Source organism: Corallococcus macrosporus DSM 14697, from assembly GCF_002305895.1.
Taxonomy (GTDB): domain Bacteria; phylum Myxococcota; class Myxococcia; order Myxococcales; family Myxococcaceae; genus Myxococcus; species Myxococcus macrosporus.
Window position 1 is genome coordinate 7327032 of record NZ_CP022203.1, and the last position, 19572, is coordinate 7346603.

At 69.3% G+C, this 19572-nt stretch carries 20 protein-coding genes; 18 read left to right on the plus strand and 2 right to left on the minus strand.

Annotated features, from left to right (window positions below):
* The 13 genes from MYMAC_RS29530 to MYMAC_RS29590 all read left to right on the plus strand — a co-directional run bounded on the left by MYMAC_RS29530 (position 1) and on the right by MYMAC_RS29590 (position 13665).
* Complete coding sequence (locus tag MYMAC_RS29530) at positions 1-366, plus strand: HNH endonuclease (RefSeq protein WP_013938231.1); 366 nt, start codon at positions 1-3, stop codon at positions 364-366.
* Positions 367-765: 399 nt separating this feature from the next.
* Positions 766-1428 (plus strand): cytochrome c3 family protein, encoded by a 663-nt coding sequence (locus tag MYMAC_RS29535; RefSeq protein WP_043710365.1) that lies wholly within the window; start codon positions 766-768, stop codon positions 1426-1428.
* Positions 1425-4613 carry a TAT-variant-translocated molybdopterin oxidoreductase gene (locus MYMAC_RS29540; protein ID WP_095960496.1) on the plus strand — a complete coding sequence of 1063 codons (3189 nt, stop codon included), beginning with the start codon at positions 1425-1427 and terminating at the stop codon, positions 4611-4613. Before MYMAC_RS29535 ends, MYMAC_RS29540 begins: the two co-directional genes overlap by 4 nt.
* A 3-nt stretch (positions 4614-4616) precedes the next feature.
* Positions 4617-6056 (plus strand): NrfD/PsrC family molybdoenzyme membrane anchor subunit, encoded by a 1440-nt coding sequence (gene nrfD / locus MYMAC_RS29545; RefSeq protein ID WP_013938228.1) that lies wholly within the window; start codon positions 4617-4619, stop codon positions 6054-6056.
* A 4-nt stretch (positions 6057-6060) separates the two neighbouring features.
* Entirely contained in the window at positions 6061-6606 is a 546-nt protein-coding gene (locus MYMAC_RS29550; RefSeq protein WP_013938227.1) for a DUF3341 domain-containing protein, read from the plus strand.
* Positions 6603-7196 (plus strand): c-type cytochrome, encoded by a 594-nt coding sequence (locus tag MYMAC_RS29555; protein ID WP_095960497.1) that lies wholly within the window; start codon positions 6603-6605, stop codon positions 7194-7196. Before MYMAC_RS29550 ends, MYMAC_RS29555 begins: the two co-directional genes overlap by 4 nt.
* Positions 7193-8434, plus strand: a complete 1242-nt coding sequence (locus MYMAC_RS29560; RefSeq protein ID WP_013938225.1) for a hypothetical protein — start codon at positions 7193-7195, stop codon at positions 8432-8434. The genes MYMAC_RS29555 and MYMAC_RS29560 overlap by 4 nt, the downstream gene beginning before the upstream one ends.
* Complete coding sequence (locus tag MYMAC_RS29565) at positions 8431-8925, plus strand: hypothetical protein (protein WP_013938224.1); 495 nt, start codon at positions 8431-8433, stop codon at positions 8923-8925. The genes MYMAC_RS29560 and MYMAC_RS29565 overlap by 4 nt, the downstream gene beginning before the upstream one ends.
* A gap of 36 nt (positions 8926-8961) precedes the next feature.
* Positions 8962-9843 carry an SCO family protein gene (locus MYMAC_RS29570; protein ID WP_013938223.1) on the plus strand — a complete coding sequence of 294 codons (882 nt, stop codon included), beginning with the start codon at positions 8962-8964 and terminating at the stop codon, positions 9841-9843.
* Positions 9840-10886, plus strand: coding sequence for a cytochrome c oxidase subunit II (gene coxB / locus MYMAC_RS29575; protein ID WP_013938222.1), 1047 nt, complete (start codon positions 9840-9842; stop codon positions 10884-10886). The genes MYMAC_RS29570 and coxB overlap by 4 nt, the downstream gene beginning before the upstream one ends.
* The gene (gene ctaD, locus MYMAC_RS29580) at positions 10870-12540 is read left to right on the plus strand and encodes a cytochrome c oxidase subunit I (RefSeq protein ID WP_013938221.1); all 1671 of its coding nucleotides are present in this window, start codon (positions 10870-10872) and stop codon (positions 12538-12540) included. The genes coxB and ctaD overlap by 17 nt, the downstream gene beginning before the upstream one ends.
* Complete coding sequence (locus MYMAC_RS29585) at positions 12530-13195, plus strand: cytochrome c oxidase subunit 3 family protein (protein ID WP_013938220.1); 666 nt, start codon at positions 12530-12532, stop codon at positions 13193-13195. Before ctaD ends, MYMAC_RS29585 begins: the two co-directional genes overlap by 11 nt.
* A gap of 14 nt (positions 13196-13209) precedes the next feature.
* Positions 13210-13665 carry a cytochrome C oxidase subunit IV family protein gene (locus tag MYMAC_RS29590; protein ID WP_013938219.1) on the plus strand — a complete coding sequence of 152 codons (456 nt, stop codon included), beginning with the start codon at positions 13210-13212 and terminating at the stop codon, positions 13663-13665.
* 81 nt (positions 13666-13746) lie between these two features.
* On the opposite strand, the gene MYMAC_RS29595 is transcribed toward MYMAC_RS29590, so the two are convergent.
* Positions 13747-14772: a DUF481 domain-containing protein gene (locus MYMAC_RS29595; protein WP_095960498.1), complete on the minus strand. Its 1026-nt coding sequence runs from the start codon at positions 14770-14772 to the stop codon at positions 13747-13749.
* 246 nt (positions 14773-15018) lie between these two features.
* Between MYMAC_RS29595 and MYMAC_RS29600 the strand changes: the two genes are divergently transcribed.
* From MYMAC_RS29600 to MYMAC_RS29620, 5 genes are all read left to right on the plus strand, one after another.
* A complete protein-coding gene (locus MYMAC_RS29600) occupies positions 15019-15708 on the plus strand; it encodes a hypothetical protein (protein ID WP_095960499.1) in 690 nt (229 codons plus the stop codon).
* A gap of 76 nt (positions 15709-15784) precedes the next feature.
* Positions 15785-16741 (plus strand): GNAT family N-acetyltransferase, encoded by a 957-nt coding sequence (locus MYMAC_RS29605; protein ID WP_204817015.1) that lies wholly within the window; start codon positions 15785-15787, stop codon positions 16739-16741.
* A 20-nt stretch (positions 16742-16761) separates the two neighbouring features.
* The gene (locus tag MYMAC_RS29610) at positions 16762-16980 is read left to right on the plus strand and encodes a hypothetical protein (protein ID WP_157757574.1); all 219 of its coding nucleotides are present in this window, start codon (positions 16762-16764) and stop codon (positions 16978-16980) included.
* On the plus strand, positions 16977-17330 hold the full coding sequence (locus tag MYMAC_RS29615) for a YkgJ family cysteine cluster protein (protein ID WP_239989080.1): 354 nt from the start codon (positions 16977-16979) through the stop codon (positions 17328-17330). The genes MYMAC_RS29610 and MYMAC_RS29615 overlap by 4 nt, the downstream gene beginning before the upstream one ends.
* A 55-nt stretch (positions 17331-17385) precedes the next feature.
* On the plus strand, positions 17386-18372 hold the full coding sequence (locus MYMAC_RS29620; RefSeq protein ID WP_095960502.1) for a hydrolase: 987 nt from the start codon (positions 17386-17388) through the stop codon (positions 18370-18372).
* An 11-nt stretch (positions 18373-18383) separates the two neighbouring features.
* Here MYMAC_RS29620 and MYMAC_RS29625 read toward each other — a convergent pair whose 3' ends face one another.
* Positions 18384-19007: a hypothetical protein gene (locus MYMAC_RS29625; protein WP_239989081.1), complete on the minus strand. Its 624-nt coding sequence runs from the start codon at positions 19005-19007 to the stop codon at positions 18384-18386.
* Between the last annotated feature and the right edge of the window lie 565 nt (positions 19008-19572).

Consider the following 19572-nt stretch of genomic DNA (forward strand, 5'->3'; position numbering starts at 1 on the left):
GTGAGCTACGCCAAGCGTCGGAAGATTCTGGGTATCATCGAAACAGATAATACCTTCGAGCGCGCCGACCACCGGGGCCGCGAGGCGTGGCTCGGCAAGTGCCTGCACTGTAACGCGCACCTCTGGGTCGGCCTGGATGGCGAGCCGATCAGCCGCGCCACCATCGAGCACATCCTCCCGAAGACGGCCGGGGGCACCGAGGCGCTGACGAACCTGGGCCTGGCCTGCGCCCGGTGCAACCAGGGCAAGGGCACCCGGCATGACGCCCGCTACCACCGGGACGCGCGCGCCCGGGAGCTGGTGGAACGGCTCCTGGCCCGCCGGCTCGCGCGCTGGCGGCCGCCGGAGACCAACGACGCGCCGTGAAACCCCCGGGCTGATCCGCGCCACCAGGGTGCTTTGCTCAATCGTCCCTACCTCCCGCCAGAAGAGAGATTCATCACCGCGCGACCGCGACTTTCCGCCCTCGCGCGAGGAAGTGGTATCCCCGTGCCGCCAAATCAGAATGGTTGACACTGCCGTGTCGATGCCCGATGGTCCCGCGCCGCATTAGGGCAGGGAGAGGAGGAGGGCCCCGCCCACGGCATTACTAATAGAGGTTTCGTTGGACGTGTCCGCTTCGCCTTCAGTGCGCCAGGAGCCACCGCCCACCCGCCCCCGTGGGGCCGGGAATGCCCCTCCGCTCCCCGTGCCCGGTAACGCCCACGCCTCGCCTTTCGTTCCTGTCACTGCTGCTATCGAAGCCCCCTTGCCCATGGTCCTGGTATGAGCGGCCCTCTCTTCCCACGTTGGACGAACACGGTGTCGCGGCTGTCCGCCGCGGCGCTCCTTGCCGTGCCCGCCATCGGCATCGGCGGTCTCATGGCCTACGTGCGCTCGCCGTACGTCACTGGCCAGCAGCGGCCCGTTGAACAGCCGATCGAATTCGATCACCGCCATCACGCGGGTGACGAGCAGATTGACTGCCGGTACTGCCACTGGTCCGTTGAGGATTCGCCCTCCGCGGGCATCCCCTCCACCTCGGTGTGCATGTCCTGCCACGCACAGGTCTGGAACAAGAGCCCGTACCTCACCGAGGTTCGCAAGGCCTTCTTCTCCGACCAGCCCATCCCCTGGGTCCGCGTGCACAACCTGCCGGACTTCGTCTACTTCAACCACTCCATCCACGTGGCCAAGGGCGTTGGCTGCGCCACCTGCCACGGCCGCGTCGACCAGATGGCCGCCGTGGAGCAGGCCGCGCCGCTGACCATGGCCTGGTGCCTGGATTGCCACCGCAACCCGGAGCCCCACCTTCGGCCGACGGAGTTCATTACCTCGATGACCTGGGCCCCGCCCAAGGACAAGGCCGAGGCCGCTGAGCTCGGCCGCCAGCTGGCGGAAGCGTACGACGTCCACTCGCGCGAGAGCTGCTCCACATGCCACCGATGAACACGAAGCGCGACGGCGCACCGTCGCAGGACACCCCCTCCTCCTTCGCGCTCCCGGTCGTCACGGACCGGCCCGCCGCCAAGGCCGACGCCGTCGGCGAGGCGCTCGAGCACGCGGCCGCCAACGCCTCCTCCTCCGAGCCCGGCTATGGCCAGACGTACTGGCGCAGCCTGGAGGAGAAGCTCGGCGCGTCCGAGTACCTGGAGGAGACCCGGCCGGAGTTCCCCGCGGGCGCCGACCTGGCCCCCACCGGCTTCGCCCGCCGCGAGTTCATGCAGCTGCTGGGCGCCTCCATGGCCCTGGCCGGCGCCACCGCGTGCAGCACGCGCCCGGTGGATGAGCGCCTCCTGCCGTACACCAAGACGCCTCCCGAGCTCGTCCCGGGCAACCCGCTCCACTACGCGTCCGGCATGACGCTGGCCGGTCACACCTCCGGCCTGCTCATCACCGCCCGCGAGGGTCGCCCCGTGAAGATCGAGGGCAACCCGGACCACCCGGTCAACCAGGGCGCCGCCGGCCCCTGGGAGCAGGCGTTCCTCCTGTCCCTGTACGACCCGAACCGCGCCCGCATCCTCCGCCAGGGCAAGAGCCCCCGCGCGCTGCGCGCCCTGCGCGAGGAGCTGGTCAACCGCGCCAACAAGGCCGCGGACGGTGGCAGCCGCGTGCGCTTCCTGTCCGAGCCCGGCAACTCGCCGCTGGCGGGTGACCTGCGCAACCGCATCCTGAAGAAGCTGCCGAACGCGCGCTTCCACAGCTACACCGCGCAGACGCACGACGCGCAGGCCGAGGCGAGCCGCGCGCTCTTCGGCGGCCAGGCCGTGACGGCCGTCTACGACTTCGCCCAGGCGGACATCGTCCTGTCGCTGGACGCGGACTTCCTGGAGAGCCGCCCGGAGAACCTGGCCTACGCGCGCCAGTTCGCCAACCGCCGCGACCCGAACACCGGCCCGATGAACCGGCTCTACGTGGCCGAGGCCCGCTTCTCCATCACCGGCGGCATGGCCGACCACCGCCGGCGCATGAAGTCGCAGGAGGTGCTCGCGGTCGCCGCCGCCGTGGCGCAGGCCGTGGGTGGCCCCGCCGCCGCCCTGGCTGGCGCCGCCGCCAACAAGGCGTCCCTGAGCGCGGACCACGACGCCTGGGTGCAGGCCGTCGTCGCGGACCTGCGCGCCGCGCGCCCGGGCCGCACGCTGGTGGTCGCGGGTGAGCGTCAGCCGGCCGCGGTCCACGCGCTGGCGCACGCCATCAACGCCGCGCTGGGCAACACCGGCACCACGGTGAAGTACGTCCAGTCGTCCATCGCGGAGCAGGAGGGCCTGAGCCAGGTCCGCGCGCTGGTGGAGGACCTCACCGCCGGCCGCGTGGACACGCTGGTCATCACGAGCTGGAACCCGGTGTTCTCGGTTCCGGCGGACACGGGCCTGAAGGAGCTGCTGGACCCGGCGACCAACCCCAACCGCGGCAACCTCACCGTCATCTACACGGGCCTCTTCGAGGACGAGACCAGCCAGTACGCCGACTGGTTCGTCCCCGCGGCGCACCCGCTGGAGACGTGGAGCGACGGCCGCTCCTTCGACGGCACCGTGGCCATTGCCCAGCCGCTCATCCAGCCGCTCTACAACGGCGTGCCGGAGACCGAGCTGCTGGCGATGTTCCTCGACGAGCCCTACCGCCCCGCGTACCAGATGCTGCGCGACTACTGGCGGGGGCAGTCCGAGGGCCAGGGTGACTTCGAGGCCAACTGGGAGAGCTGGGTCTCCGACGGCGCCATCCCCGGCACGCAGGCCGCCGCGGTGCAGACCGCGCCGGACTTCGGTGCCGCGTCCGCGCTGGTGTCGGGCTTCGCGGCCCCGGCCACGGGCGAGCTCGAGGTCAACTTCGTCTACGACTACAAGGTCTTCGACGGCCGCTTCGGCAACAGCTCCTGGCTGCAGGAGCTCCCGGACCCCATCACCAAGATGACCTGGGACAACGCCGCGCTGCTGAGCCCGGAGACCGCCAAGCGCCTGGGCCTGGAGCCCGGTGACCTGGCGGAGCTGAGCTACGGCGGGCGCAAGCTGACCGTGCCGGTGTGGATTACGCCGGGCCACGCCGACGACACCGTGACGATGTCGCTGGGCTACGGCCGTGACGGCCTGCACGAGCAGGTGGCCAAGGCGGTGGGCTTCAACGCCAACGCCGTGCGCACCCTGAAGGCCCCCTGGTTCGACGGCGGCGCCACGCTCACCAAGGTGCGCGGCAGCTACAAGTTCAGCCTGACCCAGACGCACTGGCGGATGGAGAACCGCCCGCTGGCGCTGGACATGCCGCTGGCCGAGCTGAAGAACCCGTCCACCGCGACGGAGCACGCGCTCCACCGCGTCAAGGGCGAGCTGAAGTTCGGCGTCCAGGACAACCTGCCGGCCTTTGACTACAACAAGGGCCCCAGCAACCCCCAGGGCTACAAGTGGGGCATGGCCATCGACCTGTCCCGCTGCACGGGCTGCAGCGCGTGCGTGGTGGCCTGCCAGGCGGAGAACAACATCCCCGTCGTGGGCAAGCAGCAGGTCTCCGTCAGCCGCGAGATGCAGTGGCTGCGCATCGACCGCTACTTCGAGGGCAGCGAGAGCGACCCCCGGATGGTGATGCAGCCGGTGATGTGCGTGCACTGCGAGAAGGCCCCCTGCGAGTACGTCTGCCCGGTGAACGCCACCGTGCACTCGGACGAGGGCCTCAACGACATGGTGTACAACCGCTGCGTCGGCACCCGGTACTGCTCGAACAACTGCCCGTACAAGGTGCGCCGGTTCAACTACCTGCACTACACGGCGGACAAGACGGCCACCGAGAAGATGCTGATGAACCCGGACGTCACCGTCCGCAACCGCGGCGTGATGGAGAAGTGCACGTACTGCGTCCAGCGCATCGAGCGCGTGCGCATCGACGCCCGCGTGGAGAAGCGCCTCATCAACGAGAAGGAACTGCAGACGGCCTGCCAGCAGACCTGCCCGACGCAGGCCATCACCTTCGGTTCCCTCAACGATCCGCAGCAGCGCGTCACGCAGCTCCACGAGGACGAGCGCGCGTACAAGCTGCTCCACGAGCTGGGCACCCGCCCGCGCACCGCGCACCTCATCCGCGTCCGAAATCCCAACCCCGCCCTCGAGCCCGCCGCGCCCGCCGCGGCGAACCAAGGGAGCCACTGAGCCATGGCTGAAACTGCTGCCAACGCTGCCCTCGATCCGCTCGAGCCGCGGCCACTCGTCGCGCCGCACCATGACGACGCGTCCCTGAACGAGACGCTGCTGGACCATGTCTGGCGCAAGCCGGGCAAGGGCTGGTTCATGCTCTTCGGCCTGTCGCTCAGCGCCCTGGGCCTGCTCGTCATCGGCGTCACCTACACGCTGGCCCGCGGTATCGGCGTGTGGGGCAACAACCAGCCCGTCGGCTGGGCGTTCGACATCATCAACTTCGTCTGGTGGGTCGGTATCGGCCACGCCGGTACGCTCATCTCCGCCATCCTCCTGCTCTTCCAGCAGAAGTGGCGCACGAGCATCAACCGGTTCGCCGAGGCCATGACGCTGTTCGCCGTCATGTGCGCGGGGCTCTTCCCGCTGCTGCACACCGGCCGTCCCTGGTTCGCATTCTGGCTGTTCCCCTACCCCAGCACCCTGGGCGCGTGGCCGCAGTTCCGCTCGCCGCTGGTGTGGGACGTGTTCGCCATCTCGACCTACCTCACGGTGTCCGCGCTCTTCTGGTTCGTGGGCCTCATCCCCGACCTGGCGGCGCTGCGTGACTCGTCCAAGACGAAGCTGCAGCGGACCCTCTACGGCCTGTTCGCGCTCGGCTGGCGCGGCTCCGGCCGGCACTGGCACAACTACAAGATTGCGTACCTGCTGCTGGCCGGTCTCTCCACGCCGCTCGTGGTGTCCGTGCACACCATCGTTTCGTTCGACTTCGCCGTCTCCCTGCTGCCCGGCTGGCACACCACCGTCTTCCCGCCCTACTTCGTGGCCGGCGCGGTGTTCAGCGGCTTCGCGATGGTCATCACCCTCATCATCCCCGCGCGCAAGTACCTGGGCCTGCGGGACGTGATTACGGACCGGCACCTGGAGAACATGAACAAGGTCATCCTGGCGACGGGCCTGCTCGTCTCCTACGGGTACCTGATGGAGCACTTCGTCGCCTGGTACTCGCAGAACCAGTACGAGATGTGGACCTTCTACGTGAACCGCGCCACCGGCCCCTACGCCGGCGTGTACTGGCTGATGATTGCGTGCAACGTCATCACCCCGAACATCTTCTGGTTCAAGAAGGCCCGCACCAACATCGCCATCATGTGGGTCGCGTCCATCGCGGTGAACATCGGCATGTGGTGTGAGCGGTTCATCATCATCGTCACGTCGCTGAGCCAGGACTTCCTGCCGTCCTCGTGGGGCATCTACACCCCGACCTGGGTGGACTGGTGCATCTACGTGGGCACGCTGGGCCTGTTCGGCACCCTGTTCCTGCTGTTCCTCAAGTTCGTGCCCGCGGTCGCCATCAGCGAGGTGAAGGAGCTGCAGTTGGAGCTCAAGCACGCCGCTCACCACCACGGCACTGACGGTGCGAGTGCCGGCGCCGGCACCCTCACCCACGGAGCGCACTAGAGCCATGGAAGCCACCGTTCTCGATTCCTGGGTCCTGGCCGAGTTCCCGACGCCGGACGCCCTCGTGGATGCCACCCGCCAGATGCGGGAGAAGGGCTTCGAGGGGATGGACACCTACTCTCCGTACCCGCTGCACGGCGGCTCGGAGGCCCTGGGCCTGCCGCCCTCGCGCGTGCCCTTCATTGCCCTGTGCGGCGGCCTGACGGGCGTGGCCACCGCGCTGGCCATGCAGACGTGGATGAACACCGTCGACTACCCGCTCAACATCGGTGGTCGCCCGCTGCTGTCGCTGCCGGCGTGGGTGCCCATCACCTTCGAGCTGGGGGTGCTGTTCGCCGCCTTCGGTATCTTCTTCGGTCTGCTGGGGCTCAGCCGCCTGCCCCAGCCGTACCACCCCGTCTTCGAGTCCGAGGACTTCCGCACCGCCTCCACGCACGGCTACTGGCTGAGCGTCCCCCAGGCGACGGGCACGGACGCGACGCCGGTCATGGATCAGCTCAAGGCCCTGGGCGCGACCCAGGTGACCCTCGTCACGGGAGAGAAGGAATGAGGTGGCTCATCCCCGCCGCCGGACTCGCCGCGCTCACGGGCTGCAACGTCAGCTCGGAGTTCCTCCAGCGCATGGAGCACCAGGCGAAGTACGAGTACTACGAGGCGTCCAGCTTCTGGGCGGACGGCCGCGCCATGCGCACGCCCCCTGCGGGCACCGTCCCGCGTGAGCGCTTCGACAAGCTCCCCGAGCTCAAGGACCCCGCCCAGCGCCAGGCGGCCCTCACCGGCCGCAGCGCCGGCCAGCCGGTGGCCCACGTGCCCGTCACCGTGGACCAGGACCTGCTGACCCTGGGTCAGAAGAAGTACAACATCGTCTGCTCGCAGTGTCACGGCGTGCTGGGCGACGGCAACAGCATCGTCGCGGAGAACATGGCCCTGCGCCTGCCGCCCTCGCTGCTGGACCTGGAGGGCAAGCCGGACGGCCACTTCTACGTGGCCATCAACGAGGGCTACGGCGTGATGCCGTCCTTCTCCGGTGAGCTCGACCTGCGCGAGCGCTGGGCCGTGGTCGCCTACGTCCGCGCGCTCCAGACGGCCCGCAATACCCGCACGGACGGCCAGCAGCCCGTTCCGCAGGAGAACCGATGAGTCCCCCCGTCGTCACCAACTCGCACACCGGCTTCGAGCCGTACACCGGCACGCCGAAGCTCATGGTGCCCGCGTTCGCCGTGGGCATTCTGGGCCTCCTGGCCACGCTGGGTGGCTTCTTCGCCACCGGCGCCAAGGGTGAGACGGCGCACGCCTACCTGATTGGCTTCACCTACTGGGTGGGCATCAGCGTCGCCTTCCTCATCATGCAGGCCATCTTCCACACGGCGAAGGCCAAGTGGCTCATCGTGCTGCGCCGGACGATGGAGACGGCCTCCGCGGTGATTCCGGTGTTCTTCGTGCTGGCCCTGCCGCTGCTGGCCATGGCCGCCTACCTCTACCCCTGGTGGGAAGGCTCCGAGCTGACCAAGGGCTACTCCAGCCTGGAGCTGGAGCACCTGAGCCACAAGCAGCACGGCTACCTGAACAACCACCTCCCCATCGGGGTCGGCGTCCGCCACATCATCTACTTCGGCCTCTGGACGTTCGCGGCCTGGCGGCTGCGGACCTGGAGCCTGAAGCAGGACACCGTGGGCGGGCTCGACTTCACGGTGAAGCAGCGGAAGTTCTCCCCGGGTGTGCTGCCTTTCCTTGCGCTCACCATCACCTTCGCTTCTTTCGACTGGCTGATGAGCCTCACGCCGCTCTGGCAGTCGACCATCTTTGGCATCTATTACTTCGCCGGAAGCTTCCTGGCGGCCTTCTGCATCCTGACCATCGTCACGGTGAACGCTCAGGGCAAGGACCTCTACGGCAGCGTCGTGAAGCTGGACCACTTCCACAACCTCGGCAAGCTGATGCTCGCCTTTACCGCGTTCTGGGCCTACGTCGCCTTCTCCCAGTTCATGCTGGTGTGGATCGCGAACATCCCGGAAGAGGCGCCCTGGTACGGCCTGCGCATCTTCGGCGCGTGGCGGCCGCTCTCCATCGCCCTGTTCTTCCTGCACTTCCTGCTGCCCTTCTTCATCCTGCTGTCGCGCAACCTGAAGCTGCAGCCCCGGAAGCTGGCCGTGGTGGCGGTGTACCTGCTCATCATCCACGCGGTGGACCTGTACTGGCTGGTGTGGCCGGCGCTGACGGGTGACGCGGGCCCGACGTTCCACTGGTCCCTGCTGACGGCCTTCTTCGGCGTGGGCGGCATCGCGGTGGGCACGGCCCTCTTCCTGGCGCGCGGCCAGTACACGCTCACGGTGAAGGACCCCTACATCGCCGAGTCCCTGAGGTACGTGCAGCCATGAAGCAGACCCAATCTGAGCTCGAGTCGCGAGTCATCGTGGGCCCCCATGGCGTGGCGGCCGAGGAAGACCACCTCGTCATGGGCAAGGTGGTGGGCATTGGCGTGGGTTCGCTCGCCATCTTCGCGGTGGGCATCGTCTGGGCCTGGCACATCCAGGTCTCCACCATGGACGAAATCCAGCCGGACGGCCCGCCGCCGCGTCCCGCGGCCATGGGCCAGTACGAGGTGGGCATCGTCAACCAGCGCCTGTTCGAGCAGGACTGGCACGCCGAGGACAAGCTCAGCGGCCAGGACCAGGCGCTGCGCGCCGGCTGGGGTGACCAGCCGGGGGTGAAGCAGCACCCCGCCATCGACGCCGCCATGAAGACGGTCATCGAGCAGAAGCGCAACCCGCCTCCCGCCCCGGCCCCCACGCCCGCCCCGGAGACCGCTCCCGGGCAGACGCCCTCGGAAGCCGCTCCCGGGCAGACGCCTCCGGCACCGCAGCAGTAGCCATCACCGCTCCCCTGTCGTAAGAGCCGTCCTGCAATGATGTCCACCCTCTCCCACATCCTCCCGCGCGTCCGCCGCGCGGGCTTCCTCACCGCGGCGGCGCTGGTCCTGGCCGTCGCCGTGCCGGCCTCGGCCATGCCGGGCGCCGGGAAGACGCCCCGGGCCATCCTGGAGGCGCAGCAGGACCTGCCGCCCCAGGTGAAGGGCGTGGACGTCCAGGAGCACCTGGGGGAGCTGGTGCCCACGGACACCCGCTTCCTCGACGCCTCCGGGCGCGAGGTGCGCCTGGGCGACGTGCTGCCCAAGTCCCGGCCCACGCTGCTGACGCTCGTCTATTACAACTGCCCCATGCTCTGTAACCTGGTGCTCAACGCCCAGGTGCAGGCCATGAAGGAGCTCGGGCTCGAGCTGGGCAAGGACTATGAGGCCGTCACCGTCAGCATCGACCCTGACGACACCCCCGCCCAGAGCCTGGAGCGGCGGCGGCGGCACCTGCAGTCCATGGGCAAGCCGGAGACGGCCCCCTGGCACTTCCTGACCGGGACGGACGCGGAGATCCGCCGGCTCGCGGACGCCCTGGGCTTCAAGTACACCTACGACGAGAGCACGAAGCAGTACGCCCACGCGGCCGTGGTGCACGTGCTCACGCCGGAAGGCAGCATCTCCCGGTATCTCTACGGGACGACGTTTCCCCCCTCGGACATGAAGCTGGCGTTGCTGGAGGCGGCCAATGGCCGCGTGGGTACCAGCTTCGATCAGGTCATCCTGTCCTGCTTCAAGTATGACACCGCCACTCGGCGGTATGGCTTCTACATCTTCGGGTTCATCCGCCTGGGCGGCATTGCCGTGTTCTGCGCCCTGGCGACGATGCTGATCTATTTCTGGAGGCGCGAGCTGAAGAAAGGCGCGGCGGCATGAGCGAGCTTCTCAACGATATCCTGTTCCTCCCGGAGGCCGCGTCCACGTTCGCGGAGCGCATCGACAAGCTGCATCACTTCGTCGTGGGTACGACGATGGTGATGTCCACGGCGGTCGGTCTGGCGGCCCTGTTCTTCTTCTTCCGTTACCGCCGCCGCCTGCCGGCGCAGGCGACGGAGTACGTGGTCCCCACGCTGAAGACGGAGTTCCTGTTCGTCTCCGTCCCCCTCGTGTTCTTCCTGGCCTGGTTCGGCATCGGGTTCCGGGACTTCACGTGGGTCACCACGCCGCCCAAGGACGCGATGGACGTCTACGTCATGGGCAAGCAGTGGATGTGGAAGTTCTCCTACCCGGAGGGCCCCAACGGGGTGAATGTGCTGCACGTGCCGGCCAACCGCCCGGTGCGTCTGCTCATCACCTCCCGTGACGTGCTGCACTCCTTCTACGTGCCGGCCTTCCGCATCAAGATGGATGCGCTCCCGGGCCGCTACACGCAGATCTGGTTCGAGGCGACCAAGCCGGGCACGTACCAGGTGCTGTGCACCGAGTACTGCGGCCTGTCGCACTCGAAGATGCTGGCCGAGGTCGTCGTGCTCCCGGAAGAGGAGTACGAGAACTGGATCAAGGAGCAGCGCCGCGGCCGCCTGCAGGACCGTCAGGACGCGCTGGCGGACAACTCCCTGGTGCCGCCGGTGGCGCGCATGGTGGAGCAGGGCCAGGTGCTCGCGGGCACGCAGGGCTGCCTCAAGTGCCACTCGGTGGACGGCTCGCAGCACATCGGCCCCACCTTCCTGGGCATGTATGACCGCGTGGAGCAGCTCGAGGACGGCCAGAGCATCCGCGTGGACGAGGCCTATATCACCCAGTCGATGATGGACCCGGGCGCCCACCTGGTGGCGGGCTACCAGAACGTGATGCCGACCTACCAGGGCAAGCTGCAGGGCCCGGAGACGGCCGCCATCGTCGAGTACATCAAGTCGCTTCGCACTCCGAACGTCCGTGAGGGCGCCTCCGAGGGACCCGCCTATGACGCCATCCAGTAGCATCGCAGCCCCGGGCGCCACCCCCGCGCCCGAGGAGCATCACGACCACCACCCGAGCTACCTGGTCGACGGCACCACCATCAAGTCGTGGGTGCTGACGGTCGACCACAAGCGCATCGGGCTCATGTTCCTGTTCTGGGTCCTGCTGTTCTTCCTGGTGGGCGGCATCTTCGCGCTGCTCATCCGGGTGGAGCTGCTGACCCCGGGCCCGACCATCATGGACGCGATGACGTACAACCGTACGTTCACGCTCCATGGCCTGGTCATGATCTTCCTGTTCATGATTCCGGCCATCCCGGCCGTCTTCGGCAACTTCCTGCTGCCGCTGATGCTGGGCGCCAAGGACGTGGCCTTCCCGCGGCTGAACCTGCTGTCGCTCTACATCTACCTGGGCGGCGCCTTCCTCGCGCTGTGGGGCATGCTCAACGGCGGCCTGGACACGGGCTGGACGTTCTACACCCCGTACAGCGCGCACACGACGACCACGGTGGCGCCGGTGCTGTTCGGCGCGTTCATCATCGGGTTCAGCTCCATCGTCACGGGCATCAACTTCATCGTGACGGTGCACACCATGCGCGCGCCGGGCATCACCTGGTTCAAGATGCCGCTGTTCGTGTGGGCCATCTACGCCACGAGCTGCATCCAGGTGCTGGCCACGCCCGTCATCGGTCTGCTGCTGTGCCTGGTGACGGTGGAGAACCTGTTCGGGTTCGGCATGTTCGACCCGGCCCGCGGCGGTGACCCGGTGCTCTTCCAGCACCTGTTCTGGTTCTACAGCCACCCGGCCGTGTACATCATGGTGCTCCCCGCCTTCGGCGTGATGAGCGAGGTCGTCGCGGCCTACAGCCGGAAGAACATCTTCGGCTACCGCGCGGTGGCGTACTCCAGCCTGGGCATCGCCTTCGTCGGCTTCTTCGCCTGGGGCCACCACATGTTCGTGTCCGGCCAGTCCACCTTCACGGGCGGTCTGTTCGGCGTGCTGACCATGCTGGTGGGTGTGTTCACCGCCATCAAGGTCTTCAACTGGGTGGGCACCGTCTACAAGGGCGCGGTCGACTTCAAGACGCCCTTCGCCTACTTCTGCGGCTTCCTGTTCTTCACCGTGTTCGGTGGCATGACGGGCATCGCGCTGGGCACGGTGTCGCTGGACGTCCCCTGGCACGACACCTACTTCGTGGTGGCGCACTTCCACTTCATCATGGTGGGCGCGACCATCATGGCCTTCCTGGCCGCCCTCCACTACTGGTTCCCGAAGATGTTCGGGCGCACGTACCACGAGGGTTGGGGCCTGGTGTCCGCGGCGCTCATCATCCTGGGCTTCAACGCCACGTTCATCCCCCAGTTCCTGCTGGGCAACAACGGCATGCCGCGCCGCTACTACGAGTACCCGGAGCGCTTCCAGGCGCTGAACGTGGCCTCCACGGCGGGCGCGTCCCTGCTGGCCTTCGGCTTCATCATCATCGCCATGTACCTGACCTACGCGCTGGTCTACGGCAAGGCGTCCGGCAAGAACCCGTGGCGCAGCAAGGGCTACGAGTGGCTGTCCGAGTCGCCGCCGCCGACCCACAACTTCGTGGGGCCGCAGCCGGTGTTCCCGGAGGAGCCCCACTTCTACGTGGACCCGAAGAAGGCCGAGGTGCCCGATGCAGTCTAGTTCTCACGCCGCCGGGGGCGTCCTGCCCGTCCCCCGGCTCGCCGGCCACTTCGCCTCGCTGGAGGTGCAGAACCACGCCGCGCGCCTGGGCATGTGGCTGTTCCTGGCGACGGAAATCCTGCTCTTCGCCGGCCTCTTCATCTGCTACGGCGTCTACCGCTTCCTCTTCCCGGAGGCGTGGGCCGCCGCCAGCCGCAGCCTGGACCTGACGCTGGGCACCATCAACACGGTGGTGCTCATCACCTCCTCGCTCACCGCCGCGCTCGCGGTGCACTACGCGAAGGAGGGGAAGAACAAGATGGTCGCGGTGCAGATTGCCCTCACCCTGGTGATGGCCGTCGGCTTCCTCGTCATCAAGTACTTCGAGTACGACCACAAGTTCCAGATTGGCACGCTGCCGGGCCGCTTCTACTCGTACGAGGGCATCCAGCTTCCGGGCGTGCCCATGTACTTCACGGTCTACTTCTGCTCGACGGCCCTGCACGGTCTTCACGTCGTCATCGGCATGGTGGTGCTGGCCTTCTCCATGGTCCGCGCGCTGAAGAAGGCTGACTTCGGGCCGAACAACTACACGATGGTCGAGCTGGGCAGCATGTACTGGCACCTCGTCGACCTGGTGTGGATCTTCCTCTTCCCGATGCTGTACCTCGTTTGAAGGGTTCCTCCACCATGGGCATTGCCAACGAATCCCGGCAAGAAGAACAGAACATGCGCGAGGAGCACCACGGAGCGGGCCGTTACTGGCTCATCTGGGGCCTGCTGCTGGTGCTGACGGTGGTGACGGTCGTCACCGGCCGCATCCACATCCCCACCTGGGGCCTGGTGCTGGCGCTCGTCATCGCGTCCACCAAGGGCACGCTGGTGCTGCTGTACTTCATGCACCTGGCTGACCACCGCGGCGCCAACCGCCTGGTGTTCGCCGTGTCCATCATCTTCGTGGTGTTGATGCTCGCCATTCCGCTGGTGGACCTGGGCACCCGCTACCGCGGCGCCACTCCGCCGGGCTCGACGTACAGCGACCTGCAGGCGCTGGACATCGGCGCGGACGCGCAGGAAGGCCGCTACGGTGGCGGCATCCGCAAGGAAGGCAAGACGGGCGAGGAGTCCGGCGCCACCAAGCAGTAGGACAGGCTTGGGGCGGCCTCCGCCCCACTCTTCAAGCACGCGGCGCCAGGGACTTCCCCGGCGCCGCGTTGCTTTTGCGGGCTACAGCATCACTTCGAAGTTCAGCGCCAGCGCGGTGTCCGTGGGCACCTTGCCCGGGGGCGGCGCGCTGTCGTGCTTGATGAGGAAGCTGGCGCCCAGGGAGAGCTGCTTGGTGAGGCCCACGGAGAGCTGCGTCTGGCTGTTGAACAGCATGCGCGAGTCACCGATGACGCTCACCAGCACCTCCACGTCCTCCTTGAAGAGGACGTTCTGCGCCAGCCCGTAGCGGAACACCGCGCCGAAGCGGGGGCCGCCCAGGTCCACGTCGGGCAAATCCATCCGCGTGGGGTAGAACTGGAAGCGCGTTTCGTTGGCGTAGCGGAAGGCGGCGTCGGTGCGGAGGTAGGACTCGCGGCCCTTCTCCTTCTTCTCGTCCCACCACAGCACGCCCATCCCGCCCTCACCATAGGTGCGCGACTCCACGCTCTTCACGTGGTCCGCCTCCGCGCCAGCCAGCAGGTAGCCGCTGATGACCTCCGTGAAGCGGCGGTCACCGCGCAGCTCGACGCCGGCGTTGAGCGCCACCACCTGGGACTCGGCCGCCTGGCCCTCCACCTCGGGCGGGCGGCTGCGGCCGTAGGAGCCGAAGGACTTGATGGCGTAGATCCAATGGTCCGTCGTCCGCTGCGCGCTGGCCAGACCGCTCACCGTCAAGGTGGAGGCGTTACCCGTCAGCGAGATGAGGCCCAGGCCGACGGTGACGTCCCACTCCCCCTTCTTCTTGTCGGTGGCGGGCGCGTCGGCCGACGCCGGCGCGGCGGGCGCCGTGGCGGCGGCGACGCGCTCGGCGGCCTCGGCGGCGCGGGCGCTGGCCTCGGCGGCGCGCTCGGCGGCGATGGCGGCGCGCTCGGCCGCGGCGGCGGCGCGCTCCTCGGCGGTGAGGGACGCGGCGGACGCGGCGGGCGCGGCGGGCGCGGCGGGCGCGGCCTCCGCGGCGGGCGCGGCGGGAGCCGGCGGCGTGGCGGGAGCGGGCGCAGGCGACTGGGCCTGCAGGGACGTGGCAATCAGAAAGGCGGCGGAAAGCATCGGGTCTCCAGGGCAACGACGCCGGCGAGCTGCATGAGTCCGGGTGCGGAAGTCCTGTGATTCCCCCCGATGCCGACGCAGCCCCTTCCTGCTCCAAAGGCCCGCCGCGCATCAATGCCTTAATGGTCGAAATTGGATGAACGGCGCGACCCGCGCCGGGTGGGTCCGTTCTCACCACCACGCAGGCGCCTCTTGAAAGAAGAGACGCAAAGAATTTCAGTCCGCGGAGCGCCGTCGAGGAGGCCCATGTCCCCGCGTCCCACTCCACTCCTGCTGGCCCTGGCCCTGGCCCTGGCCCTGGCCCTGCTCCTGCCCACCGCGGCCTCCGCCCAGCGCTTCACCGTGCCGGTGGACGTGGGCGTGGGGCCCGCGGCCTTCGCCTTCTTCGGCCCCGTGTTCGAGGACCAGCCCCTCCACACCGGGTTGAAGCTCTCCGTGGAGGCGGTGCTGGACAAGGACTGGCTGAAGAAGAACCAGCGCCGCGTGCCCGCGAAGTACCGCAAGTACGCCCAGCGCCTGGACGAGGTCCGAATCTCCCCCTCCCTCCTCATCCCGGACGCGCTCATCCTCTCCCCCAAGCTGCGCGACACCGGCATGTACGGCGCCACCTGGAAGCCGCTGTCCCTGGGGCTGCCGCTCACGTCCAGCCCGGCGCGCCTGAGCCTGGGGGCCGGGCTGCTGCTGACGTATGCCTACCTGCACTCGGACACGCTGCCCGACACGCACTTCGTGCGGCCTGGCGCGGAGGTGGGCGTGGACCTGGAGCTCCAGCTTTCCAAGCGCTTCCTGGTGAGCCTGGGCTGGGAGTCCGCCTTCTACGTCCCACAGGAGCTGGGGGGCCTGGGCCTGCCGGGGCGCCTGCGCGATGGCATCTTCCACGTGGGCCAGGCCTACCTCCAGCTCCACCTCCGCTTCCCCTACACCGCGCGCTTGTGAAGCGGCAGGCAGGACCCGCCGATGGACACCGCGGGGCTGCTGCGAAGTGGAGCTGGCGCGGTTACCCTGCGCCGCCATGCATCTGGTCGTCGCCGACGAAGCACAGAAGACGGAGAGAGACCGTCACACCTACGCCGCGTGGGGCTCGCCGCTCACCGTCGAGCAGTTCCTCCAGCGGGAGCAGCGCCTGCGCGCCCACCCCTGGAGCCGGGACACCCTGCGAACCTGGCTGCTGTGTGACGGCTCGGGCCGGGTGCTCACCTCGTGCGAGACGTTCCGGACGCCCAGCTACCTGCGCGGCCCCGACGGCCAGTACACGCGGGGCGACAGCTTCGTCATCGCCAGCGTCTTCACCGAGCCGGCCCTGCGCGGGCACGGCCATGCCACGCGGCTGATGGACCTGGTGGCCACCGAGCTGGAGCGCACGCAGCCGGGTGCCCAGGCCGCCGTGCTCTATTCCGACGTGGGCGCCCGCATCTACCGGCGCTCCGGCTACCAGGAAGCCCCGGCCTGGGACTGGCACCTGCCGGTAGGCCAGGGCGACGCCGGGCTACAAGTGGACTCGCTGCTCGAGGACGCGGATGTGCCCGCCGCGCTCGCCCGGATGCGGCGGCCCGACGTGCCCTTCTACCTGTGGCCGGAGGCCGCGCAGGTGGACTGGCATCTGGAGCGAGAGCGCATCTACGCGGAGCTGCTGCGCCGGCCCCGGCCCAAGGCCTGCGGCGCCGTGGTGAACGCGTCCACGGCGCTGTGGGCGATGATGGCCCGCTACGGCGAGCTGGTGGTGCTGATGCTGGATGCACGCTCGGAGGAGGACGCCGCCGCGTTGCTGGAGGCCGCTGGGGCCCAGGCCCACAAGGCGGGCCTGGCCAGGGTGGTGCTGTGGGAGGAGGCGGGCACCATGCCGTGGGTGGCGCGGCTCCCCGAGGCCCGCCGAGAGGCCCGCGAGGGCTCGCTGCCCATGGTGCGCCCCCTGCGCGAGGGGCTGCCCGCCGCCGCGGACATCCCCTTCGCTCGCGCGCTGTGGGCGTGAGCGTCCAGGAGGATTCCCGCATGGCCCGCAGAACGCGCATCATCGAGGGCACCTGGAACCGCACCTCGTGCGACACGGAGGAGACCTACACGGTGCGGCTGCGCTACGAGGACGACGGCGCCCACGAGCACGTGCTGGCGCCGAAGGACGAGCGCGCGTTCCTCGGCTGGAAGAAGGGCCAGGGCGCGCGCCTCACCGTGACGAACCTGGGCACGGTGGAGAAGGTCGTGCCGCGGTGAGCGACACGCCCGTGCAAGCAAGGCCCGTGGAGTGCACGCAATGCGGCGCCTGCTGCGTGGCGCCCGACATCGCCGCGCTGGACAAGCCGCTGGGCCTGCGCTGCCCGAACCTCCTGGAGAACAACCTCTGCGCCGTGTACGAGCAGCGGCCCGCCATCTGCCGCGAGTACCAGGCGGACGAGGTCTGCACCCTCATCGAGGCGCCCACGCTGGAGGAGCGCGTGGAGAAGTACCTGGGCCTCTTCGGGCTCCAGGAGGAGGCCCGGGCGCTGAGGGAGCAGGGCTGCGCGTCCATGCGCATGGCCCGCCGCCTGGCCGCCCTGCCGCGTCCCGACGGCGCCAAGGACTAGGCACCGCGCGGCAAGAGCGCTTGTCGTCCCCCCGCACGGGCGTTATCCCCGGGCCGTGCGATTCCAGCCCACCCAGCCCTTCGTGCCCGCGCCCGGTCTGGCGAACGAGCATGCGCAGACCATCTATGCCTCGCTCGTGCGCCCCACCCGCACGCCCCCGCTGCGGCGCGAGCGCCTGGAGCTGCCGGACGGGGACTTCGTCGACCTGGACACCTTCGACGGCGAGCCCGGCGCGCCGCACGTCGTGGCGCTGCATGGCCTGGAGGGCTCGTCCCGCGCCGGCTACGTCACCGCCATCCTCCGGGGCGCGAAGACGCGCGGCTGGGGCGCCACCGCGCTCAACTTCCGCTCGTGCAGCGGCGAGCCCAACCGGCTGGCGCGCTCGTACCACTCAGGCGACATCGACGACGCGCTCCGGGTGCTGAACGAGACGCGCGCCCGCGTCAGCGGCCCGCTCTTCGCGGTGGGCTTCTCGCTGGGCGCCAACGTGCTGTGCCGCCTGCTGGAGACGCTGGGAGACGACGCCCCCGTGACGGCCGCCGCGTCCGTGAGCGCGCCGTATGACTTGAGCGCCTGCTGCCGCAAGCTCGACGCGGGGGGGCCCTTCCACCGGCTGTACCGCGAGCGCTTCCTCCGGACGCTGAAGCAGAAGGCGCGCGCCAAGCTGCGCCACTTCCCCGGGGCCTTCGACGGCCGCGCCATGGAGGCGGCGCGCACCATCCGCGCCTTCGACGATGCCGTGACGTCCCAGTTGCACGGCTTCCGCGACGCCGCCCACTACTACGCGGAGTCCTCCGCCGGGCCCCGGCTGCACGCCATCCGCCGGCCCACGCTGCTCGTGAGCGCCGCGGACGACCCGATGCTGGAGACGCCCGTCATCCCGCCGGCCGCCGCGGACAATCCCCACCTGAGCGTCATGCTGACGGAGCGCGGCGGACACGTGGGCTTCGTCGGAGGCCAGGTGCACCAGCCCTGGTTCTGGGCCGAGGCGCAGGTGCTGGCCTTCTTCGACGCGGTGCTGTCCCCGCCGCGCGCGGCCTGAGCCAGCGGCCTTCAGCCGAAGGACAACAGGATGCCGAGCTTCGCGGTGGGTTCGATGTTGCTCAGGCTCCAGCCGTGGAAGCCTCCGGGCTCCAGCGCGTCGCGGAACTGCTCGTCCACGCCGACGATGCCGGGGCTGTAGAGCCGCATGATGCTGAAGCCGCCGCGCACGAAGAAGGTCAGCCGCCTCGGCGCCTGCCATTCGAAGCCCAGCAGGGCGCTCGCGTAGGAGTAGCCCACGCGCTCGAAGGAATGGATGGGCATCTGCGTGCGGTCCACGATGCGCCGCTCCAGGCCCTCGCCATTCGCGGGCCGCGCGTGGCCGGCCTCCAGCGTCAGCGCGGGCGTCAGGCGCCCCTTCAAGGGCAGCAAGGTGAGGCCCACCCGAGCCCCGGGGCGGACGCCGTTGTGCGTGCCGCCCACGTGGAGCCGGACCATGCGCGTGGGCCGGAAGGAGAGGGAGAGCCCCGCGCCCTCGGGTGCGCTGGCGTCCAGCATCAACCCGAAGGGCGCCAGCCGCTCCGGGTCCTGCGTCCGCCGCTGGAGCCCCGTCGCGAGCGCGGTCTGCGCCGTGAGCATCACCCCGACCGCCGCCAGCGCGGACATCGCCCCCATGGACTGCCTCCCACGACTCATGACCACCACCCGGCCCCCGCCTGTCCTCCTGCCTCCACCACCCACCCGGCTGAAGCTACTGCTCGCCCGCCACCGTGCATCCGCGTCGCTGGCGCGCGCTGGCCGCTCGCCTGGTCAGCGCTGCTGAACGTCGCGCCCCCTCCGTCCCGCATGCGGTCGGGAACCCGCCGCGCTCCGCCCCCACGAAGCGCGGCGGGCTCGCTCGTCACGCCCCCGCCGCGCTCCGCCCCCCTGCGAAGCGCGGCAGGCCCGCCCGTCCCCCCCCGCCCTGCTCATCAAACTGTCGTCGTGCATGACCTCGCCGGCTGGCACGGCCCCGCTGCGCTCCGCCCCCACGAAGCGCAGCAGGTCCGCCCGCCATCCCCGTCCTGCCCCCGACCCCGTCTGCGAGCCTGGTCCTGCCGGTCCGTCCATCGCCGCGCTCCGCCCCCACGAAGCGGCGGCGTGTCCGCACCGCCCTGCTCCCCCCATCCCACCGAGGCCTGCCACCCCACCCCAGGCACCGCCTCGACCTCCGTCCCCGCCCCTGACATCCACGACGCGACGGCCTTCCACGCCCACCGTC